At 64.2% G+C, this 23,228-nt stretch carries 25 protein-coding genes and 1 pseudogene; 16 read left to right on the top strand and 10 right to left on the bottom strand.

The window, feature by feature from the left end; genetic code table 11:
• The first annotated feature begins 18 nt into the window (after positions 1-18).
• Entirely contained in the window at positions 19-627 is a 609-nt protein-coding gene (locus V1280_RS27970) for a hypothetical protein (protein ID WP_334531711.1), read from the top strand.
• Between the two features lie 12 nt (positions 628-639).
• Here V1280_RS27970 and V1280_RS27975 read toward each other — a convergent pair whose 3' ends face one another.
• Together V1280_RS27975 and V1280_RS27980 are read right to left on the bottom strand one after the other, a co-directional pair.
• Positions 640-855: a hypothetical protein gene (locus tag V1280_RS27975; RefSeq protein WP_334531714.1), complete on the bottom strand. Its 216-nt coding sequence runs from the start codon at positions 853-855 to the stop codon at positions 640-642.
• Between the two features lie 16 nt (positions 856-871).
• On the bottom strand, positions 872-1,879 hold the full coding sequence (locus V1280_RS27980; RefSeq protein ID WP_334531717.1) for a 2-dehydropantoate 2-reductase: 1,008 nt from the start codon (positions 1,877-1,879) through the stop codon (positions 872-874).
• A 145-nt stretch (positions 1,880-2,024) separates the two neighbouring features.
• Here V1280_RS27980 and V1280_RS27985 point away from each other — a divergent pair, with 145 nt between their 5' ends.
• Both V1280_RS27985 and V1280_RS27990 read left to right on the top strand, forming a co-directional pair.
• On the top strand, positions 2,025-2,636 hold the full coding sequence (locus V1280_RS27985; protein ID WP_334531720.1) for a YidB family protein: 612 nt from the start codon (positions 2,025-2,027) through the stop codon (positions 2,634-2,636).
• A gap of 28 nt (positions 2,637-2,664) precedes the next feature.
• Positions 2,665-2,937: a GlsB/YeaQ/YmgE family stress response membrane protein gene (locus V1280_RS27990; protein ID WP_442895173.1), complete on the top strand. Its 273-nt coding sequence runs from the start codon at positions 2,665-2,667 to the stop codon at positions 2,935-2,937.
• 175 nt (positions 2,938-3,112) lie between these two features.
• Here the strand turns inward: V1280_RS27990 and V1280_RS27995 are convergent, their stop codons facing one another.
• Positions 3,113-3,898, bottom strand: coding sequence for an SDR family NAD(P)-dependent oxidoreductase (locus tag V1280_RS27995; protein WP_334531723.1), 786 nt, complete (start codon positions 3,896-3,898; stop codon positions 3,113-3,115).
• 261 nt (positions 3,899-4,159) lie between these two features.
• Here V1280_RS27995 and V1280_RS28000 point away from each other — a divergent pair, with 261 nt between their 5' ends.
• The 3 genes from V1280_RS28000 to V1280_RS28010 are packed head-to-tail and all read left to right on the top strand — an operon-like array spanning position 4,160 to position 7,235.
• Positions 4,160-5,224, top strand: a complete 1,065-nt coding sequence (locus V1280_RS28000) for an acyl-CoA dehydrogenase family protein (RefSeq protein ID WP_334531726.1) — start codon at positions 4,160-4,162, stop codon at positions 5,222-5,224.
• A 16-nt stretch (positions 5,225-5,240) separates the two neighbouring features.
• Positions 5,241-6,401, top strand: a complete 1,161-nt coding sequence (locus V1280_RS28005; protein WP_334531728.1) for an acyl-CoA dehydrogenase family protein — start codon at positions 5,241-5,243, stop codon at positions 6,399-6,401.
• Between the two features lie 15 nt (positions 6,402-6,416).
• On the top strand, positions 6,417-7,235 hold the full coding sequence (locus tag V1280_RS28010; RefSeq protein ID WP_334531730.1) for an enoyl-CoA hydratase/isomerase family protein: 819 nt from the start codon (positions 6,417-6,419) through the stop codon (positions 7,233-7,235).
• 120 nt (positions 7,236-7,355) lie between these two features.
• On the opposite strand, the pseudogene V1280_RS28015 reads toward V1280_RS28010, so the two are convergent.
• From V1280_RS28015 to V1280_RS28025, 3 genes and pseudogenes are all read right to left on the bottom strand, one after another.
• Positions 7,356-8,103: pseudogene (locus tag V1280_RS28015) on the bottom strand (hypothetical protein).
• Between the two features lie 2 nt (positions 8,104-8,105).
• Positions 8,106-8,894, bottom strand: coding sequence for an enoyl-CoA hydratase (locus tag V1280_RS28020; RefSeq protein ID WP_334531732.1), 789 nt, complete (start codon positions 8,892-8,894; stop codon positions 8,106-8,108).
• Positions 8,895-9,032: 138 nt separating this feature from the next.
• Positions 9,033-10,238 carry an ABC transporter substrate-binding protein gene (locus tag V1280_RS28025; protein ID WP_334531735.1) on the bottom strand — a complete coding sequence of 402 codons (1,206 nt, stop codon included), beginning with the start codon at positions 10,236-10,238 and terminating at the stop codon, positions 9,033-9,035.
• 24 nt (positions 10,239-10,262) lie between these two features.
• Here V1280_RS28025 and V1280_RS28030 point away from each other — a divergent pair, with 24 nt between their 5' ends.
• The 3 genes from V1280_RS28030 (at position 10,263) to V1280_RS28040 (ending at position 12,848) form a co-directional block, all read left to right on the top strand.
• On the top strand, positions 10,263-10,472 hold the full coding sequence (locus tag V1280_RS28030) for a hypothetical protein (RefSeq protein ID WP_334531738.1): 210 nt from the start codon (positions 10,263-10,265) through the stop codon (positions 10,470-10,472).
• Positions 10,469-11,323 (top strand): thermonuclease family protein, encoded by an 855-nt coding sequence (locus tag V1280_RS28035; protein WP_334531742.1) that lies wholly within the window; start codon positions 10,469-10,471, stop codon positions 11,321-11,323. The genes V1280_RS28030 and V1280_RS28035 overlap by 4 nt, the downstream gene beginning before the upstream one ends.
• Before the next feature lie 133 nt (positions 11,324-11,456).
• On the top strand, positions 11,457-12,848 hold the full coding sequence (locus tag V1280_RS28040) for a M48 family metalloprotease (protein WP_148776093.1): 1,392 nt from the start codon (positions 11,457-11,459) through the stop codon (positions 12,846-12,848).
• Positions 12,849-12,858: 10 nt separating this feature from the next.
• Here V1280_RS28040 and V1280_RS28045 read toward each other — a convergent pair whose 3' ends face one another.
• Positions 12,859-13,260: a c-type cytochrome gene (locus V1280_RS28045; protein WP_148776094.1), complete on the bottom strand. Its 402-nt coding sequence runs from the start codon at positions 13,258-13,260 to the stop codon at positions 12,859-12,861.
• A gap of 55 nt (positions 13,261-13,315) precedes the next feature.
• Positions 13,316-14,653, bottom strand: a complete 1,338-nt coding sequence (locus V1280_RS28050; RefSeq protein WP_334531749.1) for an MFS transporter — start codon at positions 14,651-14,653, stop codon at positions 13,316-13,318.
• 182 nt (positions 14,654-14,835) lie between these two features.
• On the opposite strand from V1280_RS28050, the gene cyoA reads away from it, so the two are divergent.
• Genes cyoA through V1280_RS28085 form a run of 7 tightly spaced genes read left to right on the top strand, consistent with a single transcriptional unit; the run spans position 14,836 to position 21,737 of the window.
• Positions 14,836-15,999, top strand: a complete 1,164-nt coding sequence (gene cyoA / locus V1280_RS28055; RefSeq protein WP_334531752.1) for a ubiquinol oxidase subunit II — start codon at positions 14,836-14,838, stop codon at positions 15,997-15,999.
• Positions 16,000-16,007: 8 nt separating this feature from the next.
• A complete protein-coding gene (gene cyoB / locus V1280_RS28060; protein WP_334531755.1) occupies positions 16,008-18,005 on the top strand; it encodes a cytochrome o ubiquinol oxidase subunit I in 1,998 nt (665 codons plus the stop codon).
• A complete protein-coding gene (cyoC, locus tag V1280_RS28065; RefSeq protein WP_334531757.1) occupies positions 18,006-18,635 on the top strand; it encodes a cytochrome o ubiquinol oxidase subunit III in 630 nt (209 codons plus the stop codon).
• Entirely contained in the window at positions 18,632-19,012 is a 381-nt protein-coding gene (cyoD, locus tag V1280_RS28070) for a cytochrome o ubiquinol oxidase subunit IV (protein WP_334531760.1), read from the top strand. The genes cyoC and cyoD overlap by 4 nt, the downstream gene beginning before the upstream one ends.
• Complete coding sequence (locus V1280_RS28075) at positions 19,009-19,857, top strand: SURF1 family protein (RefSeq protein ID WP_334531763.1); 849 nt, start codon at positions 19,009-19,011, stop codon at positions 19,855-19,857. Before cyoD ends, V1280_RS28075 begins: the two co-directional genes overlap by 4 nt.
• Positions 19,829-21,214: an ATP-binding protein gene (locus V1280_RS28080; protein ID WP_334531766.1), complete on the top strand. Its 1,386-nt coding sequence runs from the start codon at positions 19,829-19,831 to the stop codon at positions 21,212-21,214. Before V1280_RS28075 ends, V1280_RS28080 begins: the two co-directional genes overlap by 29 nt.
• A complete protein-coding gene (locus V1280_RS28085; protein WP_334531769.1) occupies positions 21,204-21,737 on the top strand; it encodes a response regulator transcription factor in 534 nt (177 codons plus the stop codon). Before V1280_RS28080 ends, V1280_RS28085 begins: the two co-directional genes overlap by 11 nt.
• A 127-nt stretch (positions 21,738-21,864) precedes the next feature.
• Here the strand turns inward: V1280_RS28085 and V1280_RS28090 are convergent, their stop codons facing one another.
• Both V1280_RS28090 and V1280_RS28095 read right to left on the bottom strand, forming a co-directional pair.
• Positions 21,865-22,140 carry a hypothetical protein gene (locus V1280_RS28090; protein WP_334531771.1) on the bottom strand — a complete coding sequence of 92 codons (276 nt, stop codon included), beginning with the start codon at positions 22,138-22,140 and terminating at the stop codon, positions 21,865-21,867.
• Positions 22,141-22,288: 148 nt separating this feature from the next.
• Positions 22,289-23,176 carry a LysR substrate-binding domain-containing protein gene (locus V1280_RS28095; RefSeq protein WP_334531774.1) on the bottom strand — a complete coding sequence of 296 codons (888 nt, stop codon included), beginning with the start codon at positions 23,174-23,176 and terminating at the stop codon, positions 22,289-22,291.
• Between the last annotated feature and the right edge of the window lie 52 nt (positions 23,177-23,228).

Genomic DNA, 23,228 nt, shown 5'->3' on the forward strand with positions numbered 1-23,228 from the left:
AAGGAATGCTCTCGTAGAATGTCGGACGTAGTTGCATCGCGTCGTGCGGCGCCGCTTCTCATTGCCGCAGCAGGAGTTTTTCTGCTGACGTCGTCGCATGCCCACGCGCAATGGTGGAAGCGCACGCCGGTCGACTTCGAGGAATGCGCCGACGCCGCCGAAAAATCCGCGACCAAGGCCGAAAAGACCGCAGCCCTTGCGGACTGCAACGCAAAATTCGCCGGCCGGCGCAAGGCGGGCGGCGGCTACAGCTATTACGACTTCCTCCAGGATCGCACCTTCGACATCGCCGGGCCGAACCCGACGCCGGACGAGCAGAAGAAGATCGACGAATCCTACACCGCCTATCTCGCCAATCAGCGCCGCAGCAATGAAGCGGCCCAGGCCACGGCACGGCAGCAGCGCGAGCAGCAGGAACAACAGGTGCAGCAGCTTCAGCAGGTCGCACTGCGAACCGAGGTCGAGCGTGTGCCTGTGCCCGTGGAACGGCCGAAGGTGTTGCGACAGAAGAACGCGCCCTGTACCAAGGGCTCGTTCTCCTGCGAATGGCCGCGGCTGTCGGAAAGCTTGAGCGAATTCAAGAAGCTGTTCAGCCCGACGCCGAGCAAGCCGGCGAAGAAGGGCTGAGTTGAGGCGCAACTAGTTCGCGGGCTTCTTCTTGCTGCGCTTCGGCTTGGTCGCTGGAGCATCCGATGGCGTCGTTACCGTCTGTGAATTGCTCAACGCCTTGCGGCTCTCCTGCAATCGCGCGTCATAGCCGGGCGAGTTCATGACGGTCGGCGGCCGGGCGTGGGCCTGCGTCGACGCGCTGCAGAGCACGGCCAGTGCCAGCCCGATCATCGCAGAATTTTTCATCCGCTCCTCCTCGCGCTCAACTCACACCGCGGATTTGCTGCGGCGAAAGCCCCGGCGGGCCCTTGCCGGCCGTCTCGGCCTGCTTGATCAGCGCAACAATGCGGCGCATCAGCGGCGCATCGACACTGTTCTGCTCGGCCAGCGCAATGACCGCGCCCTGGAGATAGTCGATCTCGGTCCTGCGGCCCTGCTTCAAATCCTGCCACATCGAGGAGCGCGCCTCGGGATCGATCTTCATCGTCCGCCCCAGGATCGCGTTGAAGATCATGTCGGGCAATCTCAGCAAGGTCGGCGTCCAGTTCGGCGGGATGGGCGTTGCCGAGGCCGGCGTGATGCCGGCGGCCCTTAGCGCGGCCAGACCTTCCGCCATCTGGTCGGCAAACAGTCTTCGCCAGTCGCGGTTCGCCAATTGCGCGGCGAGCGGCATGTCGGACAGTGCGCTGAGCGCGTTGTTCAGGTTGATGATCAGCTTGCCCCATTGCACGCCGGCGATGTCGCGGCTTGCGCGCAAATTAAGCCCCGGCACCGAGAGCGCCGCCGCCGTGTTGTCAGCATCTTCGCCGACAGTGATGTCGCCGGAGGTCGAACGGTGGAAACGTCCTTCACCCATTGCGACCACATTGAAGGGGACCATACCGGCGAGCACGCGCCGGCCGCCGAGCCGCTCTTGCAGCACGGCGACATTGCCGACGCCGTTCTGCAACGACACGATGACGGCATCCTGAGGCGCGTGCTGCGCGATCTGGTCCGCGACATCCGCCGTGTCGGCGCTCTTGACCGTGACCAGCACGATGCCGGCGCTGTGGAAGATCGCGGGATCTTCCGACAGCGCGAGCCGGCCCGCATCCAGCTTCTTCTCGGCGCCGCCGAAATCCGTCAGCCGCAGGCCGAACCGCTCGATCTCGGTCTTGACCCGCGGCCGCACCAGCAGTGCGACCCGACGGTCGGCGGCCGCCAGCTGGCCTCCGACAAAACAGCCGATGGCGCCGGCGCCGGCCACCACGATCGGTCGATCCGTATTCACTCGGCCCCGCTCCTAAAATGCTCCGGCCCTCGATAGCAGAGGGGAGGCCGGCTGCCCATCGTCCGGTTGCGGCGCAATCGCCTTGTAACCGTCATGAGAGCCTCATATGTTTTCGAAAGGGGCTTGTTACCGGCAGGAGAACGCCATGGGTTTGCTCGACGTCCTCAACGGCATGCAGAACGGCCCGCGCGGCCCGAGCGCGCCGAGTTCACAATCCTCATCCAGCGGCGGCATGTCGCCGATGACCATGGCGATCCTGGGTCTGCTCGCCTGGAAGGCATTCAAGCATATGACGGCAGGCCAGCCGGGCGCCGCGCCGCAGACGGCGCCGACCTCTGTGCCGCCGCCGGTGAATGCGGGCGCGGGCGGAGGCCTGGGTGGCGCGCTTGGCGGTGCTCTCGGCGGGGGTGGCGGCCTCGGCGATGTCCTCAAGGGCGGCCTCGGTGGCCTGCTCGCGGGTGGTGCGGCGGGCTCCGTGCTGAGCGGCGGGCTTGGCGATCTCCTCAACCAGCTTCAGCAGGGCGGCCACGGCGAGACCGCGAGCACCTGGGTCGGCAAAGGCGAGAACAAGCCTATCGCCCCCGGCGATCTCGCCAATGCACTCGGCGCCGACCAGATCCAGAGCCTGTCGGCCCAGAGCGGGCTCTCGCGCGACGAGCTACTCTCCGGCCTCAGCCAGTATCTGCCGCAAGTGATCGACCATTTGACGCCGGACGGACGGCTGCCGACCGAGAACGAGATCTCGGACAGAGTCTGATTTTAGTCAAACCGAGGGGAGCACTGACATGAGCATGGGCGGCATCTTGTGGATCATCGTCGTCGGCTTCGTCGCCGGCCTCATCGCGCGTTTTCTGTCGCCGGGACCGAACAACCCGAGTGGTTTCATCCTCACCACCATCCTCGGCATCGTCGGTGCGTTTCTCGCGACCTTCATCGGCCAGGCCATCGGCCATTACGGTCCGGATCAAGGCGCGGGATTCATCATGGCCACGATCGGCGCCGTGGTGGTGCTGTTCATCTGGCACCGGCTGGTCGCGAGCGGCGTGATCAAGGGGTGACCCTTGTCGTCCCGGACAAGCGCGCGTCAAGCGCGCGCCGATCCGGGACCCATAACCACAGGGAGTAGTTTGGCGAAGACTCGTGGTTGCCAGTTCGCGCCAAACTACTCCCTGTGGCTATGGGTCCCCGCGTTCCGCGGGGACGACAGCTGCGTTTGACGCGAGGGACGCGATCTCACGTAATCAAATGCATTCCGGCATCCATGCGCACGACCTCGCCGGTCATGTTGCTCGAGGCCGGCATCGCCAGGAAGCAGACCAGCTGCGCGATGTCCTCGGCCGATGAGGCGACCTTGAGCGGCACCTTCGCCACCACGCTGTCGCGCACCTGCTTGGCGCCGGCTTCGCCACGGCCCTTGGTGAACCAGGGCGTATCGATATAGCCGGGGCATACCGTGTTGACGCGGATCAGCGGCGCCAGTGCGCGCGACAGCGACAGCGTCATGGTGTTGAGCGCGCCCTTGCTCGCGGCATAGGCGATCGACGAACCGACGCCGCTGATGCCGGCGACTGACGACACGTTGACCACGGCGGACGCCCGCTCCGATACCTTCGACCCGGCTTCGAGCAGGCTGCGCGCCGCGCGCACCATCTGGAACGGGCCGATGGTGTTGACTCCGTAGAGGCGCTGGAAATCTTCAGCTGACAATCCGTCGAGATCGGCATGGACGACGTGCTTGGTGATGCCGGCATTGTTGACGAGAATGTCGAGCCGGCCCCAGCCGCTCGCGGCCGCGACGATCTTGCGGCAATCGTCGTCCTTCGAGACGTCGCCCTGCGCGACCAGCACTTCCGCGGCGCCGGCCTTGCGGCAGAGCTCTGCCGTGGCCTCGGCTTCCTTCTGACTCGACGAATAGTTGATGACGAGCCGCGCCCCGCTCCGCGCGAGAATTTCCGCGGTCGCAGCACCGAGCCCGGATGCGGACCCCGTCACGATTGCGCACAAACTGTCTTTTGCCATCCGGATTTCCTTCCCCGTCACCGAGTTGCTGGCGCCTTGTTTAGCGAGTTTGCCGCGCCCTGCAAATCGAGCAAACTCCGCTAAGCGGAATTAGTCCAGACCGGGTCTCAGGCTGTTTCTTGCCCCCATGCTGGCGCCGCAGATGGGCCTGCGATCAACGCTTGTCAGGGCCATGGCTTTTTCGGATCATCGGGCGCAAGAAGAGACCGCGCACCACACCCACCGGGCAGGACGCGCCAATGGCAAAACACGAGGAACGCTGTGGCGGAGAGTGACAATATCGTCGTCGAGACCGCGGAGAAGATCTTCGCCGATCTCGCCGATCCGCAAACCATCAACAACGACAAAAAGGATTCGTGGCAGGCACCGCTGTGGCAGGCGCTGAGCGAAGCCGGCTTGCCTTTGTCCTGGGTGCCCGACGATCTCGGCGGCTCCGGCGCAAGCCTTGCCGACGGTTTTGCGCTTCTCAACGCCGCCGGACGATTTGCAATCGCGGTTCCCCTGGCCGAGACCATGCTCGCCGGCTGGCTGCTGGCGCAGGCGAAGATCGCTTCGCCCGAAGGCGAGATGACGGTGCTGCCGGCAAGCCCGAGGGACCGCATCACGCTGGATGCCGACGGCGCGCTCTCGGGCCGCTGCCGTGGCGTGCCGTTTGCGAAGGCGGCAAAACATTTTGCAGTGCTGGCGCATGGCAAGGATGGCGTCTCGATTGCGCTGGTCGATGCAAGCAAGGGCCGGATCGAATCCGGGCTTAATGTCGGCTACGACCACAGCGATACCGTGACGCTCGACAAGGTCCAGCCTGTCACCATCAAGGCCGCACCGAAGAGCATTGACCAGACTACGCTGATGCTGATGGGCGGCGTCGCGCGCAGCCTCCAGATCGCCGGTGCGCTGGAGTCCATGCTCGACATCTCCGTGCGCTATTCCAACGAGCGCGTCGCCTTCGAGAAGAAGATTTCGAAATTCCAGGCCGTGCAGCACAATCTCGCACGTCTCGCTGGCGAATCCGCCGCGGCGCTTGCGGCCGCAACGTCGGCCGCCGATGCGATCGCGAACGCCAAATCGTTCAATGATGAGGTCTACCTCGAAGCCGCCTCGGCAAAGATCCGCTGCGCTGAAGCCGCAGAAAAAGGCGGCGGCATTGCGCATCAGGTCCATGGTGCCATCGGCTTCACCATCGAGCACATCCTGCACCGCTACTCGCTGCGGGCGCTAGCCTGGCGCGACGATTTCGGCTCTGAGAGCTACTGGGCCGTCGAGCTCGGCAAGCTTGTCGCCAAACGTGGCGCCGACGAATTGTGGCCGCTCGTGGCTTCGCGTTGATCGGGAGACGAAACACATGACCGCTGCCCTCCGTTTCGATCCGATCCGCTTACCTGAGAAGTGCGAGCAACTGCGCAAGGAAGTGCGCGCCTTCCTCGCCGAGGAAATCGCCGCCGGCACCTTCGATCCGCACAAGCCCAACCGCGAGGACACCGACGCGCCGGAATTCTCCCGCCGGGTCGGCGCCAAGGGCTGGCTGGGGATGACCTGGCCGAAGAAATATGGCGGCCAGGAGCGCTCCTTCCTCGAGCGCTACGTGGTGACCGAGGAGATGCGCGTCGCCAACGCGCCGACGCGGCGTTTCTTCGTCGCCGACCGCCAGAGCGGGCCCGTGCTACTGAAGTACGCGCCTGAAAACATCAAGATGGACATCCTGCCGCGCATCTGCCGCGGCGAGATCTGCTTTGCGATCGGCATGAGCGAGCCGAACTCCGGCTCGGATCTGTTCGCGGCGAAAACGCGCGCGACCAAGACCGAGGGCGGCTATCTCATCAACGGCACCAAGATCTGGACCTCGTCGGCGCATATCGCCGACTACATGATCGCGATCTTCCGGACCTCGCCGCCGACCAAGGAAAACCGCCGTCACGGCCTGACACAGTTCCTGGTCAAGATGAAGCAGCCGGGCATCAAGGTGAACCCGATCGGCCAGATCACCGGCCAGTACGAGTTCAACGAGGTCGTCTTCACCGACTTCTTCGTGCCCGACGATCACGTGCTCGGCGAGGTCGACGGCGCCTGGAAACAGGCGACGTCAGAGCTCGCCTATGAGCGTTCCGGTCCCGAGCGCTTCCTCGAGACCTATTACGTGCTCACCGAGTTGGTCCGCGCGGTCGGTCCCAATCCGGATACGCGCAGCGCCGAAGGCATCGGCCGCCTGGTCGCGCAGCTCCACACCATGCGGCGCATGTCGGTCTCGGTCGCCGGCATGCTGCACGCCGGCAAGGAGCCGGTGGTGGAAGCGTCCATCGTCAAGGACATCGGCACCGTCTGGGAGCAGCAGCTTCCGCACCGCGTGCGCGATCTCGCCGCCTTCGTCGAGGAGACCGCGACCAATCGCGAGACGCTCGAGCGGCAGCTCGACTTCGCCATCAAGACCGCACCGAAACTCACCATCCAGGGCGGCACCACGGAAGTGCTGCGCGGCATCATCGCCCGCGGATTGGGCCTGCGCTAACTTTTTGAGGACATCATGAGCACCTACAAAGATATCGGCGTCGAAAAAGTCGGGCACGTCGGCACCATCGAGATCCGCAGGCCGCCGCTCAACTTCTTCGACATCTCGCTGATCAACCAGATCGCGGATGCGCTCGACGAGTTCGATCGCGACATCGAGATCCGCGCCTCTGTTCTCTCGGCGCAAGGCAAGGCGTTCTGCGCCGGCGCGAATTTCGGCGATCCCGCGCGGCAGGCGCAGGAAGCGCAGGAGGCTGAGAAAAAGACAAAGGGCGATCCCGCCGATAATCTCGGCCCGATCAACCATCTCTACATTCAGGCCGTGCGCATCTTCCGCGCCAAGAAGCCGATCGTCGCCGCCGTGCAGGGCGCCGCCATTGGCGGCGGCTTGGGTCTCGCGGTGTCGGCGGATTTCCGCGTCACCTGTCCCGAAGCGCGCTTCTCCGCGAACTTCACCAAGCTCGGCTTCCATCCCGGCTTCGGCCTGACGACGACACTGCCCGAGCTGATCGGCAAGAACAACGCCGAGCTGATGTTCTACACCAGCCGCCGCGTCACCGGCGAGGAGGCGTATAAGTGGGGCCTCGCCAATGTGCTGGTGCCGCAGGATCAGGTGAAGGCGGAGGCGATGAAGCTCGCCGGCGAGATCGCCGAATGCTCCCCGCTCGGCCTCGTCTCCACCCGCGCCACGATGCGCGCCGGATTGGCCGATCGCGTCATGGCCGCGACCAATCACGAGCTCACCGAGCAGGCCCGCCTGCGCGCGACGGAAGATTTCAAGGAAGGCGTGAAGGCGACCGAAGAGCGGCGCGTGGCGAATTTCAAGGGAAGGTGAGCGGGGCGGCGTTTCGCCGTGTCACTCTGATGCTTCCACAGCGGCCCCGCTAGTGGCCGTCGCCCTTCGAGGCTCGCCGAAGAGGCGAGCACCTCAGGGTGACGGATCACTACCAAACAATCAACTGACGCGGAACGTTACACCGCCCAGCAAAAACTCATTCCCGGCAACCGCGAGCCCCTTCGACCTCGCCACATGCAACACGTGCGCGGCATCAGCCACGCGAAACTCCAGCGCACTCATGATCTCGCTGGCGCCCTCGACGAAACGGAAGGTCGCGTTGGGCAGCTTCAATTCAGAGCTGTCAGCCGCGACGCCGATGATCTTGCCCCAATGCGCCGCCAACCCCTGCGGGTCCGGGCTCTGCATCTCCACGCCCGTCAGCGCCTGCGTCACCTCCTTGCGGATGAACTTCTGCCAGTCCGGCCCTGCGGGCGGATACGCTCCCAAAACTATCGTCGCTGCCTTCGGTGTGATTGAACTCGATGAAGGCGGCGCGGCAGTCGCGGGGGTGGAGCTGGACGCCGTGATAGGGCGCGTGGTCGATCACGTTCGCCGTGCGTACACCCAACGCATTGGCATTTTTGCCGCGCTCATCCGGATCGTTGCAGCAGAAGATCGCCATGTAGCCGCCGCGGCCACCGGTCTTCTCGATGAAGCGACCGGCCGTGGTGCCGTTCTTGAAGGGCGCGACGACCTCGAGCATGATCGTGTCGACAGGGAGCAGCGCGTTCTCCAGGCCATATTTGGCAACATTGCCGTCGCGGTAGCAGACGGCGAGGCCCATGATCTCGACGATATCGGAGATGACAGGCGCGAGCTGCGGCGCGACGAGACAAATCTGCCGCAGCCGCATATAGGGCGCCATCGTCATGCGCCCCTGAAGGCCGGCTTCCGCTTCTCGACGAAAGCCTTCGCGGCCTCCTTGTGATCCTCGGTGTCGCTGCAGCGGGTGTGGTGGATCGCCTCACCATCGAAGCAATCTTCCAGCGGCAGGTGCTCTGCATTGTTGATGTTACGCTTGATGTAGCCGAGCGCGATGGACGGCCCCTGCGCCAGCGATAGCGCCAGCTCGTGCGCGGCAGCGTCGATCTCGGCATCGGGCACGACCTTGGTCACCATGCCGATCGCATGCGCTTCCTTGGCGGTGAGCACCGGCGAGGTCAGATAGAGTTCGCGCGCCCGCGCGCTGCCGAGCAGCTGGGTGAGAAAATAGGTGCCGCCGTAATCGCCGGAGAAGCCGACCTTGGCAAAGGCGGTGGTGATCTTGCAGGATTCCGAGGCTACACGGAGATCGCATGACAACGCCATCGAAAGACCGGCGCCGGCCGCGGCGCCATCGAGCTGCGCGACCACGGGCTTCGGCATCTGATGCAGGATGCGCGAGACCTCCATGCCGCGGCGGAGGTTCGCCATCTTCACCTCGAACGGCAGCGGCGCGCGGCCGGCTGCCATCGACTTGACGTCGCCGCCGACGCAGAACGAGCCGCCGGCGCCCTTGAATAACACCGCGCGCACATCCGGATCATCGGCCGCGCGCCGCGCCGCTTCGACCAGTCCGGCGACCATCTCGGGGTTGAGCGCGTTCTTTCGCTCGGGCCGGTTCATGGTGATGGTGAGCAGTCCGCCTTCGAGCTTTTGCAGGACCATGTCGTTCATGGGACGTCTCCCTTGTTGTTGTTTGGTTCTGTCATTCCGGGGCGCGACGAAGTCGCGAGCCCGGAATCCATTTCTCAACCGTCACTGCCGCCCGATGGATCCCGGGCTCTCGCTACGCGAGCCCCGGGATGACGCGCGTCATTTCTTCACCAGCGGGCAGCGCGACTGCTCGAGCGACTGGAACGCTTCGCTGCCCGGCACGGTCGCCAGCAACTTGTAATCGTCCCAGCGCCCCTTCGACTCTGACGGCTTCTTGACCTCGAACAGGTACATGTCGTGCACCATGCGGCCGTCCTCGCGGATTTTGCCGTTGTGAGCGAAGAAGTCGTTGATCGGCGTGTCCTTCATCACCTTGATGACCGCAGCCGCATCGGTCGTGCCGGCAGCCTTGACAGCTTTGAGATAGTGCATGACGGAGGAATAGACGCCGGCCTGCGCCGAGGTCGGCGGCCGCTTGACGCGTTCCTGAAAGCGCTTCGAGAAAGCACGCGTCTCGTCGTTCATGTCCCAGTAGAAGGCTTCCGCCAGCAGCAGACCCTGCGCGGTCTCGAGCCCAATCGAGTCGATGTCGGTAACGAAGGCCAGCAACGGGGAGACCTTCTGGCCACCCTTCATGATGCCGAACTCGGCCGATTGCTTGATGGCATTGACGGTGTCGCCGCCGGCATTCGCGAGCCCGATCACCTTGGCTTTCGACGCCTGCGCCTGGAGCAGGAACGACGAGAAATCCGACGTGTTGAGCGGATGACGCACGCCGCCGAGCACCTTACCGCCGGTCTTGGTCACGACGGCGCTGGTGTCCTTTTCCAGATCCTGGCCGAAGGCGTAGTCGGCGGTGAGGAAGAACCAGGTGTCGAGGCCCGACTTCACGGCGGCAAGACCGGTGACGTTGGCCTGGCCGTAGGTGTCGAACACGTAGTGGATGGTGTAGGGACCGCAGGCCTCGTTGCTGAGACGGATCGAGCCCGGGCCGTTGAACATGATGATCTTGTTGCGCGCCTTCGCGATCTCGCCGGCGGCAAGCGCGGTGGCGGAGGCCGCGACGTCGTAGATCATTTCGACGCCCTGGTTGTCGAGCATGTCGCGGGCGATGTTGGCGGAGAGGTCGGCCTTGTTGAGATGGTCGGCCGCCAGCACCTGGATCTTGCGGCCTAGCACCTCGCCGCCAAAATCCTCAGCGGCCATCTTGGCCGCGGTCTCGCTGCCGGGACCGGTGATGTCGGCATAGAGGCTCGACATGTCGAGGATGCCGCCGATCTTCAGGGGTGGCTTGTCCTGGGCCTGCGCAACACTCGCGCTGAGAGCCAACGCGGCGGCCAAAATGCCCGACAAAATATGCTTCATTGAAAAAGAACCTCCCTTGATCGCATGGCTCTGACTGGCGGCTTGATTATTGATGTTGCCGCAATCATGCCGCATACGCGAGAGCGCAGCAAGCAGAAGCGCGATGCGCATCTCGCGACGGTCTTATGTTTTCCGCAAAGCGGAATGGTCGGAAGACGCGAGATGTTTCCGCGTCGTCATTGCGAGCGCAGCGAAGCAATCCAGAATCTTTCCGCGGAGGAAGTCTCGCAATGACGGAGTGTGAGGAAGCCCCTTCGCGACCCACCACGCATGAGTTAGAGTTGAAGCGTAACGCAACCACCTCTCCGGGTCTCGTGACGCAACGGCTTCACCTCATCGTCGCATTTGTTCTCGCCGCGGGTCACACTGCGTTCGCGGCGCCGTGCCAGTTCGAAGCACAGGGCGAAGGCCGCGTGGCGGGAATCGTCGATGCGCGCAGCGTACGGCTCGACGACGGTCGCGAGGTGCGCCTCACCGGGATTGAGGCGACTGTTGCGACGAAGCAGGCGCTGACGTCGTTGCTCGCCGGCCGCGACGTGACGCTGCGCAGCCCTGACGACACACCCGACCGCTACGGCCGCCAGGGCGCGCTGCTATTCATCGGCGATAGCGACACCTCGGTACAGACCATGCTGCTCGCCCAAGGCGACGCCCTCGTCTCGGCCGAGATCACGGACAAGGCGTGCGCCACCGCCCTGATGTCGTCAGAGGCCGAAGCGAGGCGCCAAAAAAAGGGCAGCTGGGCTGACCCGTCGGCCATAAAAAACGCGGAAAGTCCGGACGATATTTTGGCCGGGATCGGGCGCTTTATGGTGGTCGAGGGCAAAGTCCTGTCGGTCCGGCAAGCTGGGGCAATGACCTACCTCAACTTCGGACGAAACTGGACACGCGGCTTTGCGGCGACTATTTCAAAGCGCACGCTGCCGGCGTTTGAAAGCGCCGGAATGACCCTTAAGTCCTTGGAAAATCGTCGTATTCGTATCCGAGGCTGGGTTGAGGGGACTACTGGGCCGCGTATCGATGTGCGTCTCTTGGGACAGGTTGAATTGCTGGGCGCAAACGAGCCTATTGGGGTAAGGCCTTAAAAGGGCCGGGCACGGGTTAAACGACGTGAATGGGGTGCTAGAACAGCACAAAAAGGGCGAAGGACGCCGCCGTCGGGCTGCGCCGGCCGCGCTTTGCCTCGTTCTGGGCACAGCCCTCGCGGGTTGCGGCGATATGGGCCGGTTCCAGACCGCGGCGGCCCCGCCGACCGTCGCGTTGCCCAAGCCGAAGCCGGCCGTCGCCCAGACCCCCGCCACCGAGAAAGAGCACGAGCGCATCCTGGCGAGCTATGGCGGCACCTACGACGACCCCAGGCTCGAATCGCTCGTCAGCAAGACCGTCGACCGCCTCGTTGCCGCCTCAGATCGCCCCGACCAGGGCTACAAGGTCACCATTCTCAATTCCGGCGCGGTGAACGCTTTCGCGCTGCCGAACGGCCAGCTCTATGTCACCCGCGGCCTGCTCGCGCTGGCCAGTGACACGTCCGAATTGTCCTCCGTGCTCAGCCATGAGATGGCGCATGTGCTGTCCAAGCACGCCGCGATGCGCGAGGACCAGGCGCGCCAGGCTGCGATCGTCACGCGTGTTGTCACCGACATGAGCACCGATCCCGACCTCACCGCGCTCGCACTCGCCAAGACCAAGCTGACCATGGCGAGCTTTTCGCGCAACCAGGAGTTCGAGGCTGACGGCATCGGCGTCGGCATCTCCGCCAAGGCACATTTCGACCCGTATGGCGCCGCCCGCTTTCTCTCCGCGATGGAGCGCAATGCGGAGCTGAAGGCGGGCAAAAGTTCGCTCGATCCGCGCGCGCAGGATTTCACCTCGTCGCATCCGGCCACGCCCGAGCGCGTGCAGAATGCGCAGACCATCGCGCGGCAATACGTTGCCCCGGAAGGCGGCGAGCGCGACCGCGAGAGCTATCTCGCCGCGATCGACAACCTCGTCTATGGCGAGGACCCCAGCGAAGGCTTTGTCCGCGGCCGGCGTTTCCTGCATCCCAAACTCGGCTTCACCTTCCAGGCGCCGGATAATTTCACGCTCGACAACACCGCCCAGGCAGTGATCGGCGTGCGCGAGGGCGGCGCGCAGGCGATGCGCTTCGACGTCGTGCGTGTGCCGGCCGAGCAGTCGCTCGGCGACTACCTCAATTCCGGCTGGATGGAAGGCGTCGAGAAAGCGTCCACCGAGGACATCACCATCAACGGCTTTCCGGCCGCGTCTGCCACCGCCAAGGGCGACCAGTGGCAGTTCAAGGTCTATGCACTGCGCTTCGGCAGCGACGTCTATCGCTTCATCTTCGCCACGCGGCAGAAGTCGACCGAGAGCGAGCGCAATGCGCGCGAGACCGTCAATTCGTTCCGCCGCCTGACCCTCGAGGAGATCCAGGCCGCGCGTCCGCTGCGCATCAAGGTCATCACCGTGCAGCCCGGCGACACGGTGGAATCGCTGTCCCACCGCATGGCCGGCGTCGATCACCCGGCCGAGCGATTTCGCGTGCTGAACGGCCTCGATCGCACCGCGCAGGTGAAGGTGCGTGACCGCGTGAAGATCGTGACGGACTGAGACGCCGTCGCTACTTCGCCTTCTCCTTCAAGAACGCGATAATATCCGCGCGGTCCTGCGCGTCCGGCACATCGAAGAACATCTTGGTTTCCGGCACCATGGCCTGCGGTCCGGCCAGCCATTTGTCGAGATTGTCCTCGGTCCAGACGATCCCCGAGTTCTTCAGATCGGGCGAATAGTCATAGCCGGGAACGCTGCCCGCCTTGCGCCCAACGACGCCCTTGTGCATCGGGCCGACATTGTTCTCGGTGATCGAGTGACAATCGGCGCAGCCCTTGTAGAGCGTCTGGCCGCGCGCGGCATTGCCGGTGGCGCCGGCGGGGCCGGCTGCGCACAGAAGCGCAATCGCGATTGTCGCGAGAGCCGGGCTTGTCGTGTTTCGCGGAAGGACGGAATTCGACCGGACGTTCATGTGATCTCCTGTTTGCGGCAGCAAACAGGATCGTCCGGCCCGCGTTTTATTCCCGTCAGTTCGACGATTCGCCCGCGTCCATGTCACCCACCTCGCGCTGGCCGCTGAGCCAGAGCGCGAGCAGGGTCCAGAACGCGCCGGAGAGCAGATAGGCACCCGAGGCGATGACGCCGAGATTGGTGGCGAGCAGCAGCGCGACCAGCGGAGCGAATCCGGCGCCGAACAGCCAGGCCATGTCCGAAGTCAGCGCGGACGCCGTGTAGCGATACATCTGCTTGAAGTTCGAGGCGATCGCGCCCGAGGACTGGCCGAAGGAGAGGCCGAGCAGGATGAAGCCGATCACCATGTAGATGGTCTCGCCGAACGCGCCGGCATCGAGCAGCTGCGGCGCGAAGCCACTGTAGATCGCGATCGCGATCGCCGATCCCATCAGCAGCGACTTGCGGCCGACCCGGTCGGCGATGATGCCGGAGGCCACGATCGCGGCGACGCCGAACACGGCGGCGACGATCTCGATGATCAGGAAGCGCACCGGGCTTTCGCGGGTGAACAGGAACACCCAGGACAGCGGAAACACCGTGACCATGTGGAACAGCGCGAAGCTTGCCAGCGGCGCAAACGCACCGAGCATGATGTTGTGGCCTTCGCGCGCAACCGTGTCGGAGATGCGCGAGGGCTGCAGTTCGCGGGTCTCGAACAACGAGGCATATTCCTCGGTCGTCACCATGCGCAGGCGCGCGAACAGCGCCACGACGTTGATGGCGAAGGCGACGAAGAACGGATAGCGCCAGCCCCAGTCGAAGAAATCGTCAGCCGAGAGATTGCCGGCGAAATAGGCGAACAGCGCGCTCGCCACGATCAGCCCGAGCGGAGCGCCAAGCTGCGGCACCATCGCGTACCAGCCGCGCTGCGAGGCCGGCGCGTTCAGCGCCAGCAGCGAGGCCATGCCGTCCCAGGCGCCACCCCAGGCCAGACCCTGGGCAATACGCGCCAGCGCCAGCAGCCAGATCGCGGCGACGCCGATGTCGTGATAGCCGGGCAGGAACGCGAGCGCCACGGTGGCGGTGCCGAGCAGGAACAGCGCCGAGACCAGCTTGGCCGTTTTGCCGTACTCCCGGTCGACCGTCATGAAAATGACGGTTCCGATCGGCCGGGCAATGAAGGCCAGCGCGAAAATCATGAAGGAATAGAGGGTGCCGGTCAGTTCGCTCGTGAAAGGAAACACCAGGCGCGGAAACACGATCACCGAGGCGATCGCGTAGACGAAGAAGTCGAAGAATTCCGAGGTGCGGCCGATGATGACGCCGATGGCGATCTCGCCGGGACTGGCCAGGTCGTGGCCGTGTTCGCCCGAGTGGAGGTCTGCCATTGCGGGAGTCTGTGCCGTCGCCATGCGTGCGCCCTTAACGTCCTGAAAACCAAAGCCGACTCCCCCGGCGGGCGCCGGGCAGTCCGCTCCCTGTCTGACCCATCATCTTGCACTGCAACATTGGACAAATTGTCCAATGTCCGGATTGCTGCGCCGCAGCTACCCATTGGCCCCGCAAAAGAAACTCATTCCCAAAGGCTCGGCCCGTGTCCCGTCTCAAGATCCTGGCGCTGCTATCCCTGGCAGCTGCGCTCAGCGGCTGCAACTACGTCGTGCTGGCGCCAGCCGGCGATATCGCGGCGCAACAGCGCGACCTCGTCATCATCTCCACCGTCCTGATGCTCCTGATCGTCGTCCCCGTGATGGCCCTGACGGTGCTGTTCGCCTGGCGCTATCGCCAGTCCAACACTTCGGCCCGTTACGAGCCGGATTGGGACCACTCGACCAAGCTCGAGCTGGTGATCTGGTCGGCGCCGCTTCTGATTATCGTCTGCCTGGGCGCGCTGACCTGGATGGGGACGCATCTGCTCGACCCCTATCGCAACATCGGCCGCATCCATGCGGAACGTGCCGTGGACCAGTCCAAGGCTCCACTCGACGTCGATGTCGTCGCGCTCGACTGGAAATGGCTCTTTATCTATCCCGATTACGGCATCGCCACCGTCAACGAGCTCGCCGCGCCGGTCGACCGCCCGATCAACTTCCACATCACTGCCTCCTCGGTGATGAACTCGTTCTACATCCCCGCACTCGCCGGCCAGATATACGCGATGCCGGGCATGGAGACGTCGCTCCACGCCGTGATCAACCACGCCGGCGCCTACAAGGGCTTCTCGGCAAACTACAGCGGCGCCGGTTTCTCCGGCATGCACTTCACCTTCCACGGCCTCGACGACAAGGGCTTTGACGCCTGGATCGCGCAGGCCAAAACGGCCGGCGGCTCGCTCGGCCGCGCCGAATATCTCCAGCTCGAAAAGCCGAGCGAGAACGAGCCGGTGCGCCGCTGGGGCACGGTCGATGCCGATCTCTACCGCCTGATCCTCAACATGTGCGTCGAGACCGGCAAGATGTGCCAGAGCGAGATGATGGCGATCGACGCCAAGGGCGGTCTCGGCCATGAGGGCCTGAACAACACCCTGCCGCTGGCTTACGACAAATACGCACGCCGCGGCACCGTGCTCGGGCCCGAGCCGACCTTCGTCGCCGGCACCTGTACGCCGGATGCGCCGCAAGGCGTCGCGACGACGGCCGCGATCAAGGCGCCGCTCGACACCGCGCCACTTACCGGCGCTGGCCTGAAGCGGCCGACCTTCACGCCGCTGAAGTCCTCGTCCTTCTTCCTCGGACAACGTCCCAAGTCAGATTCCTGAGAGCTCGCATGTCTCCTGATCTTCTCAAGCTCATCTTCGGCCGTCTCGGCCTCGATTCGCTGCCGCTGCACGAGCCGATCCTGGTCGGCACCTTCGTGATGGTCGCGCTCGGCGGCGGCGCGTTGTTCGCCGGCGTCACCTATTTCCGCCTCTGGGGCTATCTGTGGCGCGAGTGGTTCACCACCGTCGACCACAAGCGCATCGGCATCATGTACATGATCCTCGGCATCGTGATGCTGCTGCGCGGCTTCGCCGACGCGCTCATGATGCGCGCGCAACAGGCGCTCGCATTCGGCGGCTCCGAAGGCTTCCTTCCCGCCCATCACTACGACCAGGTCTTCACAGCCCACGGCGTGATCATGATCTTCTTCGTGGCGATGCCGCTGGTCACGGGTCTGATGAACTACGTCGTGCCGCTGCAGATCGGCGCGCGCGACGTGTCGTTCCCGTTCCTGAACAATTTCAGCTTCTGGATGACGGTCGGCGGCGCGGTGCTGGTGATGGCCTCGCTGTTCATCGGCGAATTCGCCCGCACCGGCTGGCTGGCTTATCCGCCGCTGTCGAACATCGGCTACAGTCCTGACGTCGGTGTCGACTATTACATCTGGGCGCTGCAGGTCGCCGGCGTCGGAACGACACTGTCCGGCATCAACCTGATCTGCACCATCGTCAAGCTGCGCTGCCCCGGCATGACCATGATGAGGATGCCGGTGTTCACCTGGACCGCGCTCTGCACCAACATCCTGATCGTCGCCTCGTTCCCCGTTCTGACCGTCGTGCTCGCGCTGCTCTCGCTCGATCGCTACGTCGGCACCAACTTCTTCACGAACGATTTCGGCGGCAGCCCGATGATGTACGTGAACCTGATCTGGATCTGGGGTCATCCCGAGGTCTACATCCTGGTTCTCCCCGCCTTCGGCATCTTCTCGGAAGTGACCTCGACCTTCTCCGGCAAGCGGCTGTTCGGCTACACCTCGATGGTCTACGCCACGGTGGTCATCACCATCCTGTCGTATCTGGTCTGGCTGCACCACTTCTTCACGATGGGCTCGGGCGCCAGCGTCAACTCGTTCTTCGGCATCACCACGATGATCATCTCGATCCCGACGGGCGCGAAGATGTTCAACTGGCTGTTCACGATGTATCGCGGCCGCATCCGCTTCGAGCTGCCGATGCTGTGGACGATCGCCTTCATGCTGACCTTCGTGCTCGGCGGCATGACCGGCGTGCTGCTCGCAGTGCCACCGGCCGACTTCGTCCTGCACAACAGCCTGTTCCTGATCGCGCACTTCCACAACGTGATCATCGGCGGCGTCGTGTTCGGCGCTTTCGCCGGCATCAACTACTGGTTCCCGAAGGCGTTCGGCTTCAAGCTCGATCCGTTCTGGGGCAAGCTGTCGTTCTGGTTCTGGGTCACCGGCTTCTACATGGCCTTCATGCCGCTCTATGTGCTCGGCCTGATGGGCGTGACCCGCCGCCTGCGCGTGTTCGACGATCCTTCGCTTCAGATCTGGTTCGTCATCGCCGCGATCGGCGCCGGCCTCGTCTTCCTCGGCATCCTCAGCATGCTGATGCAGTTCGCGGTCTCGTTCATCAAGCGCGAGCAACTCAAGGACGTCACCGGCGACCCCTGGGATGCGCGCACGCTGGAATGGGCGACCTCCTCGCCCCCGCCCGACTACAACTTCGCTTTCACCCCCGTCGTTCACGACAATGACGCGTGGTGGGACATGAAGAAGCGCGGTTATCAGCGTCCGCTCATCGGGTTCAAGCCGATCCATATGCCCAGCAGCACCGGCACCGGCGTCATCCTCGCCGGCTTCGCCACAGCAATGGGATTCGGCCTGATCTGGTACATCTGGTGGCTGGCGGCTGCGAGCTTCATGGCGATGCTCGCCGTCGGGATCGGTCACACCTTTAACTATCACCGCGACTTCGACATTCCGGCTGACGACGTCATCCGGACCGAGGACGCGCGCACCAAACTGCTCGCCGGAGCCAAGTAAATGACTGTCGCTGTCAATCCCTCGCAAACCGGCGAGCCGATCTTCTACGTCGCCGACGAACACCCGCATCCCGAAGGCTACAGCACTTCGCTCGGCTTCTGGATCTACCTGATGAGCGACTGCCTCATCTTCGCGATGCTGTTCGCCGCCTTCGGCGTGCTCGGCGCCAACTACGCCGCCGGGCCCGCGCCGAAGGATCTGTTCGACCTCAACCTGGTCGCGGTCAACACCTCGATGCTGCTGCTGTCGTCGATCACCTATGGTTTTGCGATGCTGACGATGCAGCAGAACAAGATCGCGCAGACGCAGATGTGGCTTGCGATCACCGGCCTGTTCGGCGTCGCCTTCATCAGCATCGAGCTCACCGAGTTCGCCCACATGATCCATGAAGGCGCCACGCCGCAGCGCAGCGCCTTCCTGTCCTCCTTCTTCACCCTGGTCGGCACCCACGGCCTGCACGTCTCCTGCGGCCTGATCTGGCTGGTGACCCTGATGGTGCAGGTCTGGCGTTTCGGCCTGATCGAGGCCAACCGCCGTCGCCTGATGTGCCTGTCGATGTTCTGGCACTTCCTCGACGTGGTCTGGATCGGCGTCTTCACCTTCGTCTATCTCCTGGGAGTTCTGCGATGAACACCGACACCCACGCCGCCCACGTGGGCGACCATCACCACGACGACGGCCATGCCCACAGCACGTTCTCGGGCTACATGCTCGGTTTTGTGCTCTCGGTGGTGCTCACCGCGATCCCGTTCTGGCTGGTGATGAGCGGCACGCTGCCGAGCAAGCAGATCACCGCGCTGGTCATCATGGCCTTCGCCGTCGTGCAGATCGTCGTGCACATGATCTACTTCCTGCACATGAGCCCCAAATCCGAGAACGGCTGGAGCATGATGGCGCTGATCTTCACCATCGTCATGGTGGTGATCGCGCTGTCCGGTTCGCTGTGGGTGATGAACCACCTCAACAGCAACATGATGCCGATCCACGAGATGACGGGAATGAAGTGAGCGATCTCGTGAGCCCCGAGGACGATGAACCGCGCAGCCCCGCCAGGGCTGCGCGGCCGTCCCTGTGGCTCACGGTTCTCTCACTCGCCGCCTTCGTTGTCCTGATCGCCCTCGGCGTCTGGCAGGTCGAACGCCGCGCCTGGAAGCTCGCCTTGATCGACCGCGTCGAGCAGCGCGTTCATGCTCCGGCACAGCCGATCCCCTCGCGCGCAGCTTGGCCCGCAGTCTCGGCCGCAACCGACGAATACCGGCATGTCAGCGTCTCCGGCCGTTTCCTGCACGACCGCGAGACGCTGGTTCAGGCCGTCACCGAGGAAGGCCCCGGCTATTGGGTGCTGACGCCGCTCCAACGCAGCGACGGCACGCTTGTCCTGATCAATCGCGGCTTCGTGCCGTCCGAGCTGCGCGACCCATCGACGCGCCAGGCCGGCAATCCGGACGGCCAGGTCGAAATCACCGGCCTCCTGCGCATCACCGCGCCGAAAGGCGGATTTCTCAGGGACAACGTGCCCCAGCACAACCGCTGGTATTCGCGCGATGTCGCCGCGATCGCGGCCGCGCGCGATCTCCAGAACGTCGCGCCCTTCTTCGTCGATGCCGATGCCGGATCACAATCCGGCGGCGGTCCAATCGGCGGATTGACCGTGATCCGCTTTCCCAATAACCACCTGATCTACGCGCTGACGTGGTTTGCCCTGGCTTTCATGCTGGCCGGTAGACTTCTCGTCACATTCGGCGGCGGGCTGTTCCGCCGCAATCGCTTCGTCCACGAACCGGCCGGCGGCTCGGATGCCTCCGCCCGCAGGGCGGGATCAGATGCTGGAACGATCGTCGAATCAACCTGACGACGGGAACACTTACGGCGAGCTGGCCGTCACCCTGCAATCGCAGGCGGACGCGCGCAGCGAGCTGGTCGGCGCGGCCCCCACCGACGACGAGACCAACCGCAAGAACATGGCGCTGCTGATCCAGCTGCGCTGGACCGCGGTGGTCGGCCAGATCGTGACCATCGGCGGCGTGCATTTCTGGCTCGGCATTCCCCTGCCCCTGACCCGCATGGGCGCGGTGATCGGCGCGCTGGTGCTGCTCAATGTCTCGAGCCTGGTCTGGGTGCGCCATCGCGCCGCGATCACCAACAACGAGCTCCTGGTCGCGCTGATGCTGGATGTCGCCGCACTGACCGCGCAACTTTACCTGAGCGGCGGTGCCACCAATCCCTTCACCTCGCTGTTCCTGCTCCAGGTCACGCTCGGCGCGGTGCTGCTCGATGCCCGCTCGACCTGGTCGCTGGTGGCGCTGAGCTGCGCCAGCTTCGTGTGGCTGACGATGGCCTACCGGCCGCTCGACCTGCCGCCGAATCCGCTGAGCGAGACCTACACGCTCACCGTCACCGGCATGCTGCTGGGCTTCATCCTCAACGCCGTGCTGCTGGTCGTGTTCGTCACCCGCATCAACAGGAATTTGCGCGAGCGCGATGCGCATCTGGCGGCGCTGCGCCAGCACGCCGCCGAGCAGGACCACATCGTCCGCATGGGGCTGCTCGCCTCCGGCGCGGCACATGAGCTCGGCACGCCACTCGCCTCGCTCTCGGTGATCCTCAGCGACTGGCGCCGCATGCCGGATCTCGCCGCCGATCAGGAGCTCGCCGAGGACCTCACCGAGATGGAAACCTCGTTGCAGCGCTGCAAGACCATCGTGACGGGCATTCTGGTGTCGGCCGGCGAAGCCCGCGGCGAGGGATCCTCGCCGACAACGGTGACCGCCTTCGTCACCGCGCTGGTCGAGGAATGGCGCGACGCCCGCTCGGCGCGCACACTGTATTTCGTCAACACCTTTGGCGAGGACGTCGCGATCGTCTCGGACATCGCGCTGAAGCAGGTGATCTTCAACGTGCTCGACAACGCCTATGAAGTCTCGCGCGAGTGGGTCGAGCTGGTCGCCGAGCGCGAGGGCGACAATCTGGTGCTGTCGATCAGCGATCGCGGCCCGGGCTTCGCGCCGGAAATGCTGGCGCAGCTCGGAAAGCCCTATCAGTCGAGCAAGGGCCGCGCCGGCGGCGGGCTCGGCCTGTTCCTGGTGGTGAACGTGGTGCGCAAGCTGGGGGGAAGCGTGACGGCCGAGAACCACAGGAAGCGCGGCGCCACCGTGCGCCTGACGCTGCCGCTCGCCACGCTCGCGATCGGAGGCAGCTTTGACGCCTGACCGTTCGCTCATCGTCGTCGAGGACGATGAAGGTTTTGCGCGCACGCTGAAGCGTTCGTTCGAGCGCCGCGGCTACGAGGTCGTGCTCGCCGCCTCGATCGACGAGGTTCGGACGGTTCTAGAGGATCGATCCTTTGGCTATGCCGTGGTCGATCTCAAGCTCGGTGGCGCCTCTGGCCTTGCCTGCGTCGAGCTGCTGCACACCCATGACGAGGAGATGCTGATCGTGGTGCTGACGGGTTTTGCCAGCATCTCGACCGCCGTCGAGGCCATCAAGCTCGGCGCCTGCCACTACCTCGCAAAGCCCTCCAACACCGACGACATCGAAGCCGCCTTCAACAAGGCCGAAGGCAACGCCGACGTCGCGCTGGACGTGCGGCCGACATCGATCAAGACGCTGGAATGGGAGCGCATCCACCAGACGCTGATCGAGACGGATTTCAACATCTCGGAAGCGGCAAGGCGGCTGGGCATGCATAGGCGCACGCTGGCACGGAAGCTCGAGAAGCGGCCGGTGAAATAGGCACTCTCGCCGGGCAGATCGGCCGACGACAATCTCACGCATACGCGGCAGCGGAAGCGCGCCGCCTGCTATCCACGAGGAATGCAAGCCTGTGGTCGCGCTTCCGCCTTCGCTGTTCAAGCAATAGCTATTGGCCCGCGATGTGCCCGTTGGCGTCGAAATCGTTCTTCGGGTTGTAGCCGGAATCGTGCAAATTTTTGAGATAGGTGGCGTGATCGCTGCTGTTCGGACCACCCGTCCAACCCGTTGGAGGCGGAGAAGCAGGATCCGGAACGCCAGCCTGTGCGTTCAGGGCGTGGTGATGACGATGCGCTGCCGAAGCGGCAGAAGCCGCAGAAGCCGCAGAAGCCGCAGAAGCCGAGAGAGAAAGGATTGCAGGAGCGACGAATAGTTTTCTTGTCATGGTTGGCTCCCTTGAGATTTTCTTAGTTTCTTCCCCTCCCTGTAGCGTTACAAGCCATAGCACAACCTGGGCTTCACACGACAATTACAACCGTCTCCGTCACTACAAAGTGAAATGCGCGCCTGCTTGCGGCACGTCTCGCAAGAATTCAGGACGACGACACGAGCTTGCCGACCTCCGAGAGAAGCAGCTTCACGATCGGCGACTTGTTCGCCTTGTGATAGGCGACGACGAGGTCGATCACCGGAGCCTCTCCCTGCACCGGCCGGGTCGTGATCGTCTCCGGCAAATATCGCTTCGTGTAGGCCGGCAGCATCATGACGCCGCGCGTCGATGCGATCATCGAGATCGCATGGACGACGTTGTGGACTTCGCGGTCGGGCTTGAGGTCGATGCCGGCCCGGTTGAAATATTCCAGAACGATACGGCGCACCGCCGGCGCAGATTTCGACGGAAGATAGAACGTCTCTTCCGCAACCTCCTCCGGCGCCACATGGGTCCGCGAAGCCAGGCGATGATCCCTTGGAAAGACGAAGACCAACGGGTCGGTTCGCACGCGCCGGCAGGCCAGATCTTCCATATGCTCCTCCGGCCGGATGAAAGCGGCATCGAGCTTTCGCCGCATCAGGGCCTTGGCAAGCGAGGGCGAGTAATCGCTCGACAGGCGGATGTCGATGCCGGGAAATGCGTCGCGCAGAACGCGATCCACCTCGGGCAGCAGGTCGATTTCGGCACCCGATAGAAAGCCCAACGAGAAAGCGGGCTGCGGGGGCTGCGCGGCACGAAGCGCCGCTTCCTTGGCAGCCTCCGCCTGAAGCAGCGCCATTCTGGCGTGCTCGAGAAAGGCCTTGCCGGCCGCCGTCAGCGCGATGCCTTGGGCGCTGCGGCTCATCAGGGAAACCCCAACCTCCTGCTCGAGATCGCGGATCTGCCGGCTGAGCGACGGCTGCGACGTGTGCAGCTTCTTCTCGGCGGCAACGGTCAAACTGCCTGCGTCGGCAACGGCGACGAAATAGCGGAGATGCCGAAGCTCCATCACGATCTCCCATATCTCACAGGCATGAGGCCAGCTTACAAAGTCTTGTTCA

Origin of the sequence: Bradyrhizobium sp. AZCC 2230 (genome assembly GCF_036924495.1) — a bacterium.
Taxonomy (GTDB): domain Bacteria; phylum Pseudomonadota; class Alphaproteobacteria; order Rhizobiales; family Xanthobacteraceae; genus Bradyrhizobium; species Bradyrhizobium rifense.